This window comes from Paraburkholderia humisilvae, assembly GCF_902859855.1.
GTDB classification, from domain to species: domain Bacteria; phylum Pseudomonadota; class Gammaproteobacteria; order Burkholderiales; family Burkholderiaceae; genus Paraburkholderia; species Paraburkholderia humisilvae.
Genome location: NZ_CADIKH010000001.1, coordinates 71,853 through 86,886 on the forward strand (window position 1 = coordinate 71,853; position 15,034 = coordinate 86,886).

Consider the following 15,034-nt stretch of genomic DNA (forward strand, 5'->3'; position numbering starts at 1 on the left):
GACGTCATCTTGATTGCACCATCGTCTGGCTGAAATCAAACTGGGCATTCGCAAGATCCGGACGTTGCGTAACGAGCGTTTGCATTGATGAAACGAACGCCGAAGCGATGCTTTCTGCATCTGAGCCAAGCTTCAGATGCAGCCAGAAGCCGTTAAGCGCATTTGCGAGCTTTGCTGCGTCGGCTTCCGGATCATCAGCCGTCAGGACGGGCGTGACAGGCGTAGGGCTTTCGACCGACGCTTGTAGTGGCGAAGCAGAACCCAAACCGGATTGCGTCGACGACAAGATTGCCGCGTTAGTTGAATCGATTGATAGAATCAATTCCTGCCTCGTGTGATCAGGCAACACCATTTTTACGAAAAACTATCAAGTATCTTTAGTTTTTATTAAACCTGGAAAAATGAATGCGCCTTGGGTAGCGATTTGGGTGGCAGTTATATTCAATTCAAATATGTCATCGAATTGTCATACGATGGCTTTGCGATCGTCGAGCGATCAGCCCGTGCCTCTTGCATAACTGATCTCGGAGCAATAGCGGCTCAGCAACGTCACCGTGCGTGCCCGGACGACCTGGCCGTGATAACGCTGGTTATCGCGGCAGCATCGCGCTGACGCTTACCGATGGACGGGCGACGCGACAGTCACGTAGCGACCGAGGGTGTGTCAAAACACACGCGTCGACCGAGGGCCTTTGAAATCAGCTTGCGAGAATGGCCTACACCGGCTTCGTCGCGTGTCGGCAAGGGGTAAGCGACCCCTCAAAACCACGTTATTTTGTGTTTTGACACGGCCTCGACCCTTTGCAGACGTACAGTTTCCGATTCAACGGGGACTGCATTCCGCATTGAGCGGGCATTCGTCATAGCCGGAGGATCCCTGATGCGGTCATCCTCTTTTCATTTAGTATTAGAACGTCGAAGTTGCTCGATCTAGGCGGGGCCGTCGAACCAAGAAAACCACGATCCGGAAAAAGTTAAAAGTCCAGGAGAACTGAAATGGATATGGGTATTGTGTGGAGCGGTATCAACTCTGCGATGAGTGTGTGGACCTTCCGGGGTAAGGAAAAGCGAAAGTTTTTCGATGAGGTTATTGATCCGCTCTATAACGCGCTGACTGTGCCGCTTAAGGACTACAGCAAGCTTTGGGGCGAATTGCGTGCACAGGCCGAGGACGCAACATCCGGACAGATCATTGATCCGGAGGCCCAGCGGAAGCTCAGGAATGCGCTAACCACTCGACGCGAAGATATGTCGGTTGAGAGGCGCCAGGTAGGTGGCCTCGCACAACGGCTTGCTGAAATGCCTGAAGCGGAGATCCAATCTTTCGGGCGAAACATCATCGAGCTGTTTGGCTTTGAGGGCGGTTCGAACTCTCCCGTGACGTCAGATTTCGGTCGCCTCGTCGACGATCTCACAAGGTCGCCTTCGGCCAACTACCAGGCGCAGATCGGCCATTCCCTGAACCGGATCGTTGAACTTCAGACGCGTTTTAAAACGGTGATGGCAAGGATTAATAAAGAGTACGCACATCTTAAGGTCGCTGCGGCGCAGTAAGTTTGCGAGAATTGACATGACGAATGCTGGTCACCTTCTGGCGCAGATAGCGCTCTCCAGGGAATTCAGAAACTTTGCCAGCATTCGATCGAAGCCATACACGACTGACCTGAATGCAACCACAATCGGACATTCATCGTAGAGGCTCGAATGTCCCTTTCTGCCCGGCTATTGCCGGATGCCGCGCGCCGTATCCGACCCCGTTGCGCTCACTTGGGTCCTCGCTCCGTAGGGCTGTTTTCAAAGTCCCACGGTCATTTCAGTTCGCGCACGCACGTTCCGTTCAACACCTGAATTACAAACGCTCCTTTTCTCCATCGCGCCAAAGCACCATGCGCGCATTGCTATCGTCCGCATTGGCTTCCTGCACATGCCTCGGGCGCCGGCTAGTAACCCGAACCATGCAATAGAACGCCAACGGGGTAAACACCAACCCTAGCAGCGTCGCCGTAATAACGCCGCCGAACACGCTGGTCCCGATCGAATGCCGGCTTTCAGCGCCCGCGCCACTGGACACCATTAGCGGCATCACCCCCAGCAAAAACGCCATCGACGTCATCACGATCGGGCGAAACCGCATCGCCGAGGCTTCCACGATCGCCCGCTTCAAAGGGATGCCGCGGTCATGCAGGTCGCGCGCAAATTGCACAATCAGGATGGCATTCTTGGCCGACAGCCCGATTACCGTGATGAGCCCCAGTTTGAAATAGATGTCGTTCGATATCCCACGCATCAGCACCGCGGCAACTGCGCCCGCGACGCCCAGCGGAATGACCATCATGACCGCGAGCGGCACCACCCAGCTTTCGTACAACGCCGCGAGCACCATAAACACCGCAACAAGCGACAAACCGATCAGCAGTGAAGTCTGGCGTGTTGCACTAGCCTCCTCACGCGCCGCATCGACCCAGTCAAAGGCAAACCCACGAGGCAAAGCCGCGGCAAGCCGCTCCATCTCTTGCAGCGCCTCGCCCGACTGATGACCGGCCGCCGCCCGCCCGTTGATGTCGAGAGAAGGATACCCATCGTACCGGTTCAGCACGACCGGCCCTTTCGCCCAGCGTAGCGCGGCCAGCGCAGAGAGCGACACCATCGCGCCGGATTGATTGGGCACCGACAGACTGAGCAGATCGTCGGCGCTCATCCGCGACGACGCCTGCCCTGCCACAATCACGCGCCGCATGCGGCCGCCGGCCGGAAAATCATCGATATAGGACGAGCCGAAGGTGTCTCCCAGCACGTCCGCGATCCGTTCGAAAGGCACACCGAACGCGTAGGCCTTCGCCCGATCGACGTCGATCGCCACACGCGGCGCATCGGGCAGATCCTCGAAGTGCACCGAGGCAAGCACCGGGTCTGCTTTCGCCTGTGCGGCGAGCCGCTCGCGCGCGCTCGTCAGCGCCGCGCGGCCAAGACCGCCGCGGTCTTCCAGCCGGAATACGAAGCCATCCGAGTGGCCCAGCCCCGGAACCGAAGGGGGCAGTTGCACTTCGACTCTGCCGTCGAGAATCCTGTCGAACGCGCTGCTCAATCTGTCGCGCAACACACGCGCATCGACGTCGCGCTTGTCCCACTCCTTCAACTCGACAAAGGCCATCGCAACATTCTGGCCGCTGCCGGAAAAACTCCAGCCCATCACGCTCGTCACATTCGAAATCTCCGGCTGGCGGCTCAGTATCTGCTCAACACGTTCGACGACAGCCAGCGTGCGCGCCTGAGTGGCGCCCGCCGGTAACTGGATCATGACCTGTAACTGGCCTTGATCTTCAGCCGGTAAAAACCCGGCAGGCATGCGCCAATACATCAGCGCACAGACCACCACAAGACCCGCATAAAGCATGAGCATCGGGCCCACCCGCCGCAATACGCGCGAGGTCATCAAGCGGTAATGGCGCGACGCCTGGTCGACGCTTCGCTCGAAACCATCCGCGACGCGGGTCGGGAACGATCGCATCGCTACGGTCGCCGTTGCGCGCCCATGAGCGGTCGGCGTTGCCTTCAACAGGTTCGCGCACAATGCAGGCGTCAACGACAGCGCCATAAACGATGACACCAGCATCGACGCAATCATCGCGATCGCGAACTGCTTGTAGATGCCACCGACCCCGCCGGGGAAAAACGCCATCGGGACGAACACAGCGGTCAGAACCGCGGCCACCCCGATGAGCGCGCCGCTGATCTGCGCCATCGACTTGCGCGTCGCCGCGCGTGGCGAAAGGCCCTCCTCCGCCATCACGCGATGGACGCTTTCGACCACCACGATCGCATCGTCGACCAGAATGCCGATCGCCAGCACGAGCCCAAGCATCGTAAACGTGTTGATCGACAGCCCGCACGCGTACATCACGCCAAATGCGCCCATCAACGTGACGGGAATCACGACGGTCGGCACCAGCGCATAGCGCAGATTGCGCAGAAACAGCCACATCACGAAGAACACCAGCACCACCGCTTCGCACAGCGTGATGACGACTTCGTGGATTGCCACATGGACGAAATGCGCATTGTCGAACGGAATCTCGATCGACATGCCCGGTGGCAACTGCTTCGACAGCTCGGCCAGCTTCGCGCGAATCAGTCCGGATGTTTCGAGTGCATTGCCGCGCGGCCCGAGCTGGATGCCCACCGCCGCAGCCGGCTTGCCATTCAGGCGCGACCAGAACGCATAGTTGTCCCGGCCTATTTCGACGCGCGCCACATCCGACAGGTGTACCGCGCTGCCATCGGGCTTGGCCTTCAATACGATCTGCCCGAACTCGTCAGGCGAAATCAACTGGCCCTTCAGGCTGACCGACGCCGTCAACGGCTGGCCATCGACCAGCGGCGTATCGCCGATCGCTCCGGCAGTGACTGCGGCGTTCTGCGTGGTGATGGCCGCATTGACGTCGGCGGCGGCAAGACCATACTCACGCAGCTTCATCGGATCGAGCCAGATACGCAATGCTTCGTCCGCATCCCAAAGCTGCGCGGAACCGACGCCGGGCGTGCGCTTCAATTCACGCATCACGTAGCGGCTCAGGTAATCGCTCAATTCAGCAGGATCGCGCGAGCCGTCAGCCGATGTCAACGCGACGAGCATCAGGAATGTGTTGGCCGATTTGAATACGTTAATGCCTTGCTGCACGACCTGACTCGGCAGGCGCGTCTCGACCTGCTTGATGCGATTTTGCACATCGACCAGCGCAATGTCCGGGTTGGTGCCCGGCGCGAAGGTCGCGACGATCTCGAGTTCACCGAGACTGTCGCTCGACGTCTCGTAGTAGAGCATGCCCTCTGCGCCATCGAGGCTCTCCTCGATGATGCTCCCGACGGTTTCATCGACCGTTTCGGTGATCGCGCCCGGATAGGTCGCGTCGATAATGATTCGAGTGGGCGCGAGCCGCGGATACTGGGCTACCGGCAACTGCGGAATCGCCAGCGCACCGGCAAACACAATGGCGAGTGCGACGATCCATGCAAACACGGGGCGATCGATAAAGAAATTAGGCACGCGGAATTCAAATCATCTTTTAGTCATGGTCGCGGTGGTCCGCTTCGACACACATTATTGTTTTTCACCCAGGACGGGATGATGAAGTTGTCAAATCGCAAGTTCAACAGGCTGGGCAATAATTTTCCGGTTGCGGGTTTTTAATGGATATGTCGTCCGGCCAAAGCAATATGCGTGCGGCAGCCGAACCTTTTGACCTGCGAAGCCTGTCGACGCGTCATACGACGGGCAGAGATCGACCCAACACGTTCGATCGAGCAGCAAGTACGGCTGGCCGTTGTCGGACCAGGAAGAGACAGTCTCAGATCGCCACCGACGGCACGTTCTTCATGCAACGCAGCGCAAACATCGACCGACTGTGGCGAATACCCGAAATGCGGTACAGCTTTTCACGCAAGAAGCGTTCATATCCCGCCGTGCCCTGCACAGCTACCTTAATCAGATAGTCGTATTCCCCCGAGATGAGGTACGCGTCGAGAACCTCCGGCAACGCCGCAAGCTCTTCGCCGAAGCGCTCCAGTACCTCGTCTTCGTGGCGGTCCAGGGTCACCTCGATGAGCACCGTATCGGATAGCCCGAGCTTTTCCTGATCGATCAGGGCAACGTAGCCGCGAATCAGTCCTATCTCTTCCAGATGCCGCGTGCGGTTCCAGCACGCCGTCGTCGACATCCCGGCTAGCTCGGCCAGTTCAGCATTCTTCATTCGCGCGTTGCGTTGCAGCGCTCGCACGATCGCGAGGTCCTGCTTGGTGAGTGACAGACTTGAGTCGTTCATGGTGTATGGACAGCATTCCAGAAATTGACGGATGTCAGGAATAATCATCCGCTTTTGGCCATTATTTCACCAAGTTCAGGAAGCCGCTTCACAGGGCTCCGGGCTAATATTTCTACACGCTTTCTTGTTGAGCTTCTGGTTCGCAGCTTCGCACCGTTCGAACCGGCTCTAATGCCCACGAGGCGGATAGGGAAGCGCTGTCGACCCCAAAAAGGTCGAACCACGAGAACCGTGCAGTAGAAGGCACGGACGCCATATCAGGCTCATGAAAGCGTTATCCCCACAAAGGTGAATTATGTCTTCCAGTCCAATCGGAACACTCGAAACAGTCGCAGAGCGCCGCGGTGCCAGCGTCCTCCTTGAAACGTTGAGCAGTGTCGGGTGCGAGTATGTTTTCGGCAATCCCGGCACGACCGAGCTACCGCTAATGGATGCCTTGCTTGACGCTCCCCAGCTCAACTATGTCTGGGCCCTCCAGGAGGCAAGCGTTGTCGCGATGGCCGATGGCTACGCGCAAGCGGCCGGCAGGCCGGGCTTCATCAATCTGCACACTGCGGGCGGGCTCGGGCACGGTATGGGCAATCTGCTGAATGCAAGTGTTTCTTGTACGCCGCTGGTGGTTACCGCAGGTCAGCAGGATAGACGGCACAGCCTCACGGACCCCTTGTTACTGGGCGACCTGGTGCGCATCGCACGACCGGCCGTGAAATGGGCTCAAGAAGTAAGTAGCGCGGATCAGTTGCCCGTCCTCGTGAGGCGCGCCTTTCAGGATGCGAACGCAGCGCCTTCGGGACCGGTCTTCCTGTCGTTGCCGATGGACGTGATGGAAGAAACGAGCACGGTTCCGGTCGATACGCCGTCAACCATCGACCGGCGTTCGGTAGCGGGCTCGCTTGAGGCTCTGGCCGACCATCTGGCGGAAATCCGGCCGAATCGGCTCGCCATCATCGCCGGGGACGAAATACATTCGAGTGATGCGGGGAACGAGGCACTTGAGCTCGCGGAAACCCTGGCCGCTTCGGTGTTCGGATCGTCATGGCCCGCTCGCATTCCATTTGCGACTTCTAGCCCTCTATGGGCCGGCAACCTGCCAACGAAGGCGACGCAAATCGCTGAAAAGCTATCGCAGTTCGACGCCATCTTCGCGCTGGGTGGGAAATCGTTGATCACGATTCTCTATTCACACGGATCCGCCGTGCCGCAGGGTTGTGATGTCTTCCAGTTGTCGGCTGACGTGCGAGACCTTGGACGGACCTACTACACCAGGCTCTCTGTGGTCGGTGACATCAAGGCGTCCCTCCGCCAATTGCTACCCTTGCTCAGACAACGCGTGGAGAAGAACGCGGCTGCCTACGCCGAAGCAAGAGGGAAGGCCAGGGCCAATCAGGCGAAGCGCCGGGCTTCACTCGACGAACTCGCCGCGTCGCAGTTCGATTCGCCTGTGGTGACACCTCTGGTTGCCGCTCAGCAGGCGATGCGTGCCATCGGCGATAAAACACCGATCGTCGACGAGGCGATTGTTACTTCGTCGGCGGTTCGCAGCTTCCTCAACAGCTCGTCGGCGCGACAGTACTCGTTCCTGCGCGGGGGTGGCCTGGGTTGGGGCATGCCCGCCGCAGTTGGCTGTTCTCTCGGACTGGGAAGGGAGCCAGTCGTGTGTCTGGTTGGCGACGGCGCCACAATGTATTCGCCACAAGCGTTGTGGACTGCTGCCTACGAAAAGCTGCCCGTGACATTCGTCGTTATGAATAACCGCGAGTACAACGTTCTCAAGAACTTCATGCGTTCCCAGGAACACTATACGGCGGCGAAGACCAACCGGTTTGTTGCGATGGAGATCGATAACCCACCCATCGACTACCTCGCGCTGGCCACTTCGATGGGCGTCCCAGCCCGCCGGGTCGAGCGGGCCGGTGATATCGCCCAGGCGATCGAAGCCGGAATCGCATCGGGAACCGCTAACCTGATCGAAGTGGTGATCGGCTCCACATGACATAACGTCAGTAGGCGTTCGCACCCGTTTCTTCGATTCATGGCCGCGACGGGTCGCGCCAGACACCCATCCAGATCAAGCGATCGACCTTACAACCGTTGCCCGTCGTCCTGGTGATTTTCCACCTTGGACGAACTCGCTGCCATATGGGTTGCTGCGTACTCCCGCGGTGTCATTCCGTAGCTTTCCTTGAAGGCGCGGCTGAAGTGAGCCAAGCTCGAAAATCCACACTGGTACGCAATTGTCTGGATCTCGCCTCGCGATGCGCCGGGGAGTAGCCGCGCCGCATGCTCAAGCCGGAGTGACCACGCGTAGCGCATCGCCGACAGCCCACTGGCTTTTAGCGCATGCATGAGACTGCTAGACGAGATGTTCAGCTCAGCGGCGATGCTTCCCACGGTGAGATCGGGGTCGCCAATGCGGCGCGCGATAAGTTGTTTAGCGCGAAGTACCGTTATAGCTTTCGAGCGAGCCGGTGCTGGGGCATTGCGGTCATTGACCAGTACGTCCATCAAATCGAGGCATTGATGGACGAGCCGACTGAGCAGTTGCTCGCCTGCCTTGCTCGCTTGAGACGTCAGGGTCAGCAGGACTTCGCGTACCACGCCGACATCGGGCGACAACGGATCCGGACTAAAGGCCACCGGAACGCGGTGACGCAGCCCGCGGTCGCGTAAGGCCGCCTTCGGAATCCAGATCGCCGACGTGCACGTCGGTTCGCCCACCGACTCGATGAAGTCATACTGCGGATCGTGCACGGCAATGTCGCCAGGTCCGAACGTTTTCGTCTGGCCATTCTGTTCGATCAACAGCGTGCCGCTTCTCACGATCTTCACGATCACATGCTCACCGTTCAAGGGGGCGCTGATGCGATGCAAGATCGGTGATACCGACTGCCACGACGCGTTAATGTTCATAATTTCGATCTGACCGGCGCGCACGACGTCGACAGTAGACGGGCCGGAGTGGTAAGCGTCGAATCGGCATTTCCAGCCTTGCGTCAATATCGCGTCGATCCATGCGTGACGGTCCATCGGCGTCCCGTTCCATCGATTCTCGTATAGGCCAGTACCTGCTCGCATGGAATCCTTCCTTCCCTTTCAATTTACGCGCTACCAGTGATCCGACGATCAAATAACAGTTGCTGTCGAGCAGATATTCCGGACGCGCTATAAGAATTGTCGCGTGCTCACATCGTAAATTCGCTTTATGCAATGTCGAAATGGCACGAAGCGTCTGAAAACGTCGGTCTCAGACTGCCACGACCCGCCTTAAACGCGTATGGAAGAGCGCGAATATGTCCGACGCTTGCAATTCTTCGCCGTCACCCATGACCAACCGCGCCGTTCAACGCCTGATCTAACGTCATGCAGCATGCAAAGCGAGTCAACAAAAAATGTGTTCCGGGTTAAATAGTGCAACAACATTTGCTGGAGAATTTTAGCGCCGCGACTCCTTTTGGGCGCGGCAATTGAATGGCGACCGGAGCGCACATCGATTCGACGCATCCTCGGGATGCTGTTCAAGCGCGCCGCACTTCTGTCGTGCGTTCAAGCGTGGCTATAGCGTCGCGCCTCGCGTGCCATGCATGTAAGCAACGCTTGGCAATAAAGCGCGGAATGAGTTCGTCACTGGTCGTTCCGCTATCCAGTCCAGCAGTATCGAAAACACCCCAGGATGGAATTCGCTATGAAACGATTCGCACCAGTTTTTGCCCTCACACTGGCTTGCAGCACAATTTGCCATCCGGCGCTTGCCGCGGAATCGCCGGAAAGTTTCGCCGGAGTCTGGTCTTGCAACGGCATCGATGAACATGCGGGCAAATTCACCGAGCGCGTCGCCGTCAGGCTCGTGCCCGGTTATCACGATGCGCATTCGGTCAGTTTCGATGTTGATGCAACGATCGAGGAAAACGCCAAATATCGCGGCGTTGGCATGGTCTCTGGCGGGGTCATTGTGTCGGACTTCATCTCAACGGCGGATCAAACAGATCACGGCGTGCTGATCGGCAAGTTCGAGCGCGGTACTCCATTGAGAGTGAACGCAAGGTACTTTGAAACGCAGCAGTCGAAGCCTAGCCGCGGCACAGAAATCTGCACACGCACGGGCGATTAATCTGGCGCTGTCAGTGAGAGATGGCCTCGGGAATTCAGACAGCGGCAACCCGCGGCCTCGCGCGCGATACCGGGCTGACCAGGCCCGGGACATCCTGCAGCATTCGTCAATTGCGACGACGTCAACCTACCCTACCTTCGCAGCGACGAGGTCAAGCGCACGCAGCAGACTCTGTCCACATTGACCCATTTGGAGCACCAAGATGAATGCGTTTGCGGAGCCGATCCACCCCAGCCAGTTGGAAGCGTTGTTCAATCAGCAGCGACAGGCATTTCTCAGCCAGCCGGCACCGGATATCTCAAAGCGCAAAGCGCAACTGGCCATGCTGCGCAGTGCCGTCCTCGCATTTCGGGATGAAATTGAGACTGCGATCAGCGCAGATTTTGGAAACCGCTCGCGGCACGAAACCGGCATCATGGAACTGGCTGGAGTCGTGCAGGCGATCGACTATCTGTCCCGAAAGCTGCGGCGCTTCATGAAGCGCCAGCGGCGTCACGTGGGTCTTTTCTATCGAGCCGGCCAGGCATATGTGGAATATCAGCCCAAGGGGATCATCGGCGTCATGGCGCCATGGAACTATCCGATCTCATTGACCATGATCCCTCTCGCGACAGCTATCGCGGCAGGGAATCGGGTGATGCTGAAACCATCCGAACTGACTCCGCGAACAAGCGAAGTGATCAAACGTATGCTGGCAGAAACCTTTGCAACTGAAGACGTCGCGGTCGTGCTGGGTGGTCCGGCGGTCGGGGCGGAGTTCAGCGGCCTTCCCTTTGATCATCTGCTCTTCACTGGCAGCACGCAGGTCGGACGGCAGGTGATGAAGGCTGCAAGCGATCACCTCGTCCCTCTGACGCTGGAACTGGGCGGCAAGAGTCCAGTGATTGTTTCGCAAGGCCATATCAACGACCAGACCATGAAAAGCATCGTATTCGGGAAACTGTCCAACGGTGGTCAAACCTGCGTCGCGCCTGACTATGCTCTGGTTCATGAAGATGACAGGGATGCCTTCGTGAAGGCATACACCGACACAGTTGCCCGGTTTTATCCAGACGGTCCGACCAGCGTCGATTACACGTCGATTGTGAGCGACGGGCATCATGCCCGGCTTTTGAACCTTGTTGAAGATGCCAGGCAAAAGGGAGCAAAGGTCATTGAAACGGGTGTTAATCCCGAGCGGGCAATCACACGCATCCGCACGTTTGCGCCGACCCTCATCATTGACGCCAACGACCAGATGGCGGTAATGCATGAGGAAATTTTCGGACCGATCCTTCCTGTTTGCACTTATCGCACAATCGATGAGGTTATCGAGTACGTGAATAACCGTCCACGTCCTCTCGCCCTGTATTACTTCGGCTACGACAACGACGAACGTGACGCAGTGCTGCGACGGACCACCTCAGGAAACGTTGGCGTGAATAACGCAATCATGCATGTTGCCCAGGACGATCTCCCATTCGGTGGTATCGGGCCAAGTGGAATGGGCGCTTACCATGGCATCGAGGGGTTTCGGGCAATGAGTCACGCCAAAGGAGTCTTTGTCCAGAGTCGCTGGAGCCTGGCGCGGTTGCTCCACGCGCCTTTCGGAAGCCTCGCCAACTTCGCGCTTGTGATGACATTAGGAAGGTCGCGCAAGCGAGCCGCCGACGGGAAGATCAAGCTAGGGTTTTAGGGGTTTTAAGCCGGGCCGGCTTGCGGATCAGGGCCTGCTGGCTCATCTCCTTGATGCTCAGCGAGGCGATGATCTGCTCGATGACGAACGGGTCATCGCAGATGAGCGATGGTCGGATTCGGGTGACGGCCTCAAGCAGCGGCACGTGACAATGATGTCGATCCTGGCGAGATCGGTTCGGGCCTGGTTCGTCGGTCCCCGGCGAGCTTTTTGCGGAGGACAGCCTCGGCGCCCTAGCCCACGCCTCGTTGAAACAGTCGCTTTCAACCCTCGGCGATGTAACGAGTCGCCTCGGCTGTCGAGTCGGGGCGCGTTCCTTCGCGCTTTATCGAAAGCAGCTGCCGTATGTTACGTAAGAGATCGCGGACGGCGATTGTCACCGATGCGTCGGACGGTATCGGGCAAGACATTGCGCTGAGACTCGCCCGTGACGGCATGAATATCGTCGTCAACTACGCAAGCAACCCGGAATGACATTTCAACCGGGAAAGCCACACCGCGCAAGACATTCCCGGAATGTGCAGGCCAGCAATGTACGTTAGCACACACTCGGTTTATAAAATAATATCCGGGAATCCTCAATCCGTCTAAGGTAAAGCGATTAATCGGTGTCCATGTTGCGGTGAACTGAAAGTAGAAATCACATGCGCGCAGCATCTGGTCGCATTCGTGCCAACTCCGGAAAACCATACACCATGACTAAAGGTTTTGCATCCAGGCGACAAGGAGAAGTAAATGCGAGTACTTCTGTTCTATATGCCGCTTTCGATAGCCTTTCTTTTTGGAGCGTGTAACTCATACTCCCAGTCACGTGCTCCTCATGAAAATGCGCAAGCGGCCAACGCGGCATCGGTGCCATTGCCGGCATCCACGACGTCACAAAGTGCGCCACCGACTGCTAACGTTGTTCTAACAGCAGATCAAATAAGGGCACTGATGGATCAACGATCAAGCACTGCCGATAAATTTGAATTTCTTCGCTCAATCCGGAAATCTACTCTCGAACGTTTAGCTGACACTACCACCGCACTTGCGAGCGTTACCGCGACTCTTACCGAGCGACTTGATGCTCAATCTAAAAATGAATCCCGCTTGTACATCACGGCTCCTACCCTGCCAAGTAAAGATACCGTCAACCTGAGACTCCAGGCAGCCAAAGCCGCATTGACCTCAGCACGTCAATCCGCATCAAAAAAAGGGATTAGCAAAGCGTCCACGATAATTATCGATGCTCAATCAGCCCCGCCGACGGCGGCGGAGGCTGAAGTGGATTATTGGCAAAATGCATTCGACAACTACGATAATATAGTTCAGCAGCAGAAAAAAGCAGCCGAAGACAGAGAAATGGCCAATAGCAATGCGATCAAAGAGATTGCCGATCTAACGGCAAAGAGAGATAGCTTGTCAGGGCAACAGGTTGCGCTTCAACAACTTGTCGGTGACATCGACGACATGGCAAACCAGCTTTTTATTGCGAGCGACGCAACCAACACTTTCAAGCTTAATATGAGTACGGCCTTTGCGATACTGGTTGGATTGGTGATCGTTGGATTCTTCTGGATCGCGTCCTCCAATGAGGAAATAAAGAAAACGATTTTCAGCAATGAGGCCGGAATTCAGTTCATTACTCTTTTTGCTATTGTCATAGCAGTTATTTTATTTGGAATAATCGGGGTGCTTGAAAGCAAAGAGCTCTCTGCGCTGCTGGGTGGCTTGTCGGGCTATATTCTAGGTAGAAGCAGAGGAAATCAAGCCTGAATTCGAAGATTTTGAAGTGTGAGCGTTGTACCGCACACCATACTTCAGAAATCCCGATGCAATACATGATGATCCACACCCGGTCGATTTCCTCGTGTTTTGAGCCATCTACCGCCTCAGCCACTGAACACGGTTACTAAACAGCATGGTGAAATAACTTGAACAGAATAAACTTCCATAGCGCCCTGGCCCCCGCATCGTCTTAAGGAGTACTCGCATGAACACGAGCGAAATCCAGTCGATAACCCAGCGGACCGAGGAATACGTCACGCTATGGAAACACCTGGCGGAGTTGGCCAGACTCCAACAAAAAGCAGTTGGACACTGGCAGGCCATGCTGAGTTGGCAAAACTTCTTTCCGACGGGTTCACAGCTCGCACCAGCAAGCTTGAATCAGAATATCAATCCCTGGAATATCTCCCTCTTTCAGGTAATCAGCGGGACACGGGGCGACCCGCAGACCGAGGTCGAAATCCTGACCAAGGTCGCAAGCTACGGCAGCCAGTTGGGCACGGTCATCGACGCCTTGATGTCGATCCTGCCCGACGCGGAGAAGCGCAAGCAGCTCAACGAGAAAGATCTCTATGCGGTACTGAAGCTGGAGCACCTGGCAAGCGAGATTAAGCGTATCAAGGAGAGCTGATCTTTTGTGAAAATGGGTCGCCCATCTCCGCTCATGGGCCAGTTGCCGGAACGCGCGGGCACGCCGAAGAAGATGATCTGCATTGGCGGGCCTACAACGTCCATTCACTCAATCACATCAATCAACCTGCGGAGGTCACTAACACCTCTCGGCGGGAAGCAATGGAAATGACAGTAGAATTCGTTCTACGAGTGACCCGTTGCGCAGTGCTTATACCGCCGTAACGGCGTTCTTCGTGTCGACAAGCCATCGCTTTCTTCCAGCTTTCTCACGCCATGCCGAAGAACCGCCCCCATCCGAGCGACGCCAAGCCCGTAGCGAAAGCTCGCGTCCCCGCACCTCCCCCGGCGGCCCCCATCCCACCGACGCTCACACGCGGCGCTGGACTGACCGACCTGGGAACGTTGCGCGACGCCCTCAAGCATGACGCCCGACGTCGCGAACGCGAGACAACACAAGCGAAAGAAGCGAAGCGCGCCGCTGACGCGGACGCGGAACAATTCCGCCGGGAACTCGGCGAAGTCACTCCGCTTGGCGCAAAGCCGCGAGCCACATTAACCCGCACCCCACCCACGCCACTACCCGTCCAAACGCGCCTCGACGAAGCCGCCGTACTCAACGAAGCGATCTCCGACGAATTCGACCCGGAGATGTTGCTCGACACGGACGAATCCCTCTTTTACTGCCGCCCCGGCATCAACCAGGAGGTCGTCCGCAAGTTGCGCCGCGGCGCGTGGATCGTTCAGGCACAGCTTGATTTGCATGGCATGCGCAGAGACGAGGCCCGGCAAGCCCTCGCGGAATTCATCCGCGATTCCGGCAAGCGTGGCTTACGCTGCCTGCGGGTAATTCACGGCAAAGGACTCGGGTCGATTGGCAAAGAACCCGTTCTCAAAGGAAGAGTCCGCGCGTGGCTGGTCCAGAAGGAAGAAGTGATTGCCTTTTGCCAGGCCAGACCCCACGACGGAGGCGCGGGCGCCGTGCTGGTTCTGCTACAGCCCGGTGCGACCCCACCCCAACCCAAAAACTAG

The 15,034-nt window shown here is 57.3% G+C and carries 13 protein-coding genes; 8 read left to right on the forward strand and 5 right to left on the reverse strand.

Annotation, left to right across the window (positions count from 1 at the left end):
* Positions 1 to 4 precede the first annotated feature (4 nt).
* A complete protein-coding gene (locus HV796_RS00290; RefSeq protein WP_175224042.1) occupies positions 5 to 322 on the reverse strand; it encodes a hypothetical protein in 318 nt (105 codons plus the stop codon).
* 674 nt (positions 323 to 996) lie between these two features.
* Between HV796_RS00290 and HV796_RS00295 the strand changes: the two genes are divergently transcribed.
* Positions 997 to 1,554, forward strand: a complete 558-nt coding sequence (locus tag HV796_RS00295) for a hypothetical protein (protein WP_175224043.1) — start codon at positions 997 to 999, stop codon at positions 1,552 to 1,554.
* A 295-nt stretch (positions 1,555 to 1,849) separates the two neighbouring features.
* On the opposite strand, the gene HV796_RS00300 is transcribed toward HV796_RS00295, so the two are convergent.
* A complete protein-coding gene (locus HV796_RS00300; RefSeq protein ID WP_175224045.1) occupies positions 1,850 to 5,044 on the reverse strand; it encodes a multidrug efflux RND transporter permease subunit in 3,195 nt (1,064 codons plus the stop codon).
* 301 nt (positions 5,045 to 5,345) lie between these two features.
* Entirely contained in the window at positions 5,346 to 5,819 is a 474-nt protein-coding gene (locus HV796_RS00305; protein WP_175224517.1) for an Lrp/AsnC family transcriptional regulator, read from the reverse strand.
* Positions 5,820 to 6,114: 295 nt separating this feature from the next.
* Between HV796_RS00305 and HV796_RS00310 the strand changes: the two genes are divergently transcribed.
* On the forward strand, positions 6,115 to 7,812 hold the full coding sequence (locus HV796_RS00310) for a thiamine pyrophosphate-binding protein (protein WP_175224046.1): 1,698 nt from the start codon (positions 6,115 to 6,117) through the stop codon (positions 7,810 to 7,812).
* Between the two features lie 89 nt (positions 7,813 to 7,901).
* On the opposite strand, the gene HV796_RS00315 is transcribed toward HV796_RS00310, so the two are convergent.
* On the reverse strand, positions 7,902 to 8,846 hold the full coding sequence (locus HV796_RS00315; protein ID WP_175224048.1) for a helix-turn-helix domain-containing protein: 945 nt from the start codon (positions 8,844 to 8,846) through the stop codon (positions 7,902 to 7,904).
* Positions 8,847 to 9,501: 655 nt separating this feature from the next.
* On the opposite strand from HV796_RS00315, the gene HV796_RS00320 reads away from it, so the two are divergent.
* The gene (locus HV796_RS00320; protein WP_175224050.1) at positions 9,502 to 9,927 is read left to right on the forward strand and encodes a hypothetical protein; all 426 of its coding nucleotides are present in this window, start codon (positions 9,502 to 9,504) and stop codon (positions 9,925 to 9,927) included.
* A gap of 202 nt (positions 9,928 to 10,129) precedes the next feature.
* The gene (locus HV796_RS00325) at positions 10,130 to 11,602 is read left to right on the forward strand and encodes a coniferyl aldehyde dehydrogenase (RefSeq protein ID WP_175224051.1); all 1,473 of its coding nucleotides are present in this window, start codon (positions 10,130 to 10,132) and stop codon (positions 11,600 to 11,602) included.
* On the opposite strand, the gene HV796_RS00330 is transcribed toward HV796_RS00325, so the two are convergent.
* On the reverse strand, positions 11,586 to 11,747 hold the full coding sequence (locus HV796_RS00330; protein WP_175224053.1) for a hypothetical protein: 162 nt from the start codon (positions 11,745 to 11,747) through the stop codon (positions 11,586 to 11,588). The two genes, HV796_RS00325 and HV796_RS00330, sit on opposite strands and share 17 nt — an antisense overlap.
* A gap of 200 nt (positions 11,748 to 11,947) precedes the next feature.
* Here HV796_RS00330 and HV796_RS43940 point away from each other — a divergent pair, with 200 nt between their 5' ends.
* The 4 genes from HV796_RS43940 (at position 11,948) to HV796_RS00350 (ending at position 15,034) form a co-directional block, all read left to right on the forward strand.
* Positions 11,948 to 12,076 carry a hypothetical protein gene (locus HV796_RS43940; RefSeq protein ID WP_343052844.1) on the forward strand — a complete coding sequence of 43 codons (129 nt, stop codon included), beginning with the start codon at positions 11,948 to 11,950 and terminating at the stop codon, positions 12,074 to 12,076.
* A gap of 261 nt (positions 12,077 to 12,337) precedes the next feature.
* Entirely contained in the window at positions 12,338 to 13,360 is a 1,023-nt protein-coding gene (locus HV796_RS00340; RefSeq protein ID WP_175224055.1) for a hypothetical protein, read from the forward strand.
* A 217-nt stretch (positions 13,361 to 13,577) separates the two neighbouring features.
* On the forward strand, positions 13,578 to 14,003 hold the full coding sequence (locus HV796_RS00345; RefSeq protein WP_175224057.1) for a hypothetical protein: 426 nt from the start codon (positions 13,578 to 13,580) through the stop codon (positions 14,001 to 14,003).
* Positions 14,004 to 14,278: 275 nt separating this feature from the next.
* Positions 14,279 to 15,034 (forward strand): Smr/MutS family protein, encoded by a 756-nt coding sequence (locus tag HV796_RS00350; protein ID WP_175224058.1) that lies wholly within the window; start codon positions 14,279 to 14,281, stop codon positions 15,032 to 15,034.

What these genes read in the sequence shown, in the direction of transcription:
- HV796_RS00295 (WP_175224043.1), top strand. Translation starts at nt 997, where the DNA reads ATGGATATGGGTATTGTGTGGAGCGGTATCAACTCTGCGATGAGTGTG.
- HV796_RS00305 (WP_175224517.1), bottom strand. Translation starts at nt 5,819, where the DNA reads ATGAACGACTCAAGTCTGTCACTCACCAAGCAGGACCTCGCGATCGTG.
- HV796_RS00310 (WP_175224046.1), top strand. Translation starts at nt 6,115, where the DNA reads ATGTCTTCCAGTCCAATCGGAACACTCGAAACAGTCGCAGAGCGCCGC.
- HV796_RS00315 (WP_175224048.1), bottom strand. Translation starts at nt 8,846, where the DNA reads ATGGACCGTCACGCATGGATCGACGCGATATTGACGCAAGGCTGGAAA.
- HV796_RS00320 (WP_175224050.1), top strand. Translation starts at nt 9,502, where the DNA reads ATGAAACGATTCGCACCAGTTTTTGCCCTCACACTGGCTTGCAGCACA.
- HV796_RS00325 (WP_175224051.1), top strand. Translation starts at nt 10,130, where the DNA reads ATGAATGCGTTTGCGGAGCCGATCCACCCCAGCCAGTTGGAAGCGTTG.
- HV796_RS43940 (WP_343052844.1), top strand. Translation starts at nt 11,948, where the DNA reads ATGTTACGTAAGAGATCGCGGACGGCGATTGTCACCGATGCGTCGGAC.
- HV796_RS00340 (WP_175224055.1), top strand. Translation starts at nt 12,338, where the DNA reads ATGCGAGTACTTCTGTTCTATATGCCGCTTTCGATAGCCTTTCTTTTT.
- HV796_RS00345 (WP_175224057.1), top strand. Translation starts at nt 13,578, where the DNA reads ATGAACACGAGCGAAATCCAGTCGATAACCCAGCGGACCGAGGAATAC.
- HV796_RS00350 (WP_175224058.1), top strand. Translation starts at nt 14,279, where the DNA reads ATGCCGAAGAACCGCCCCCATCCGAGCGACGCCAAGCCCGTAGCGAAA.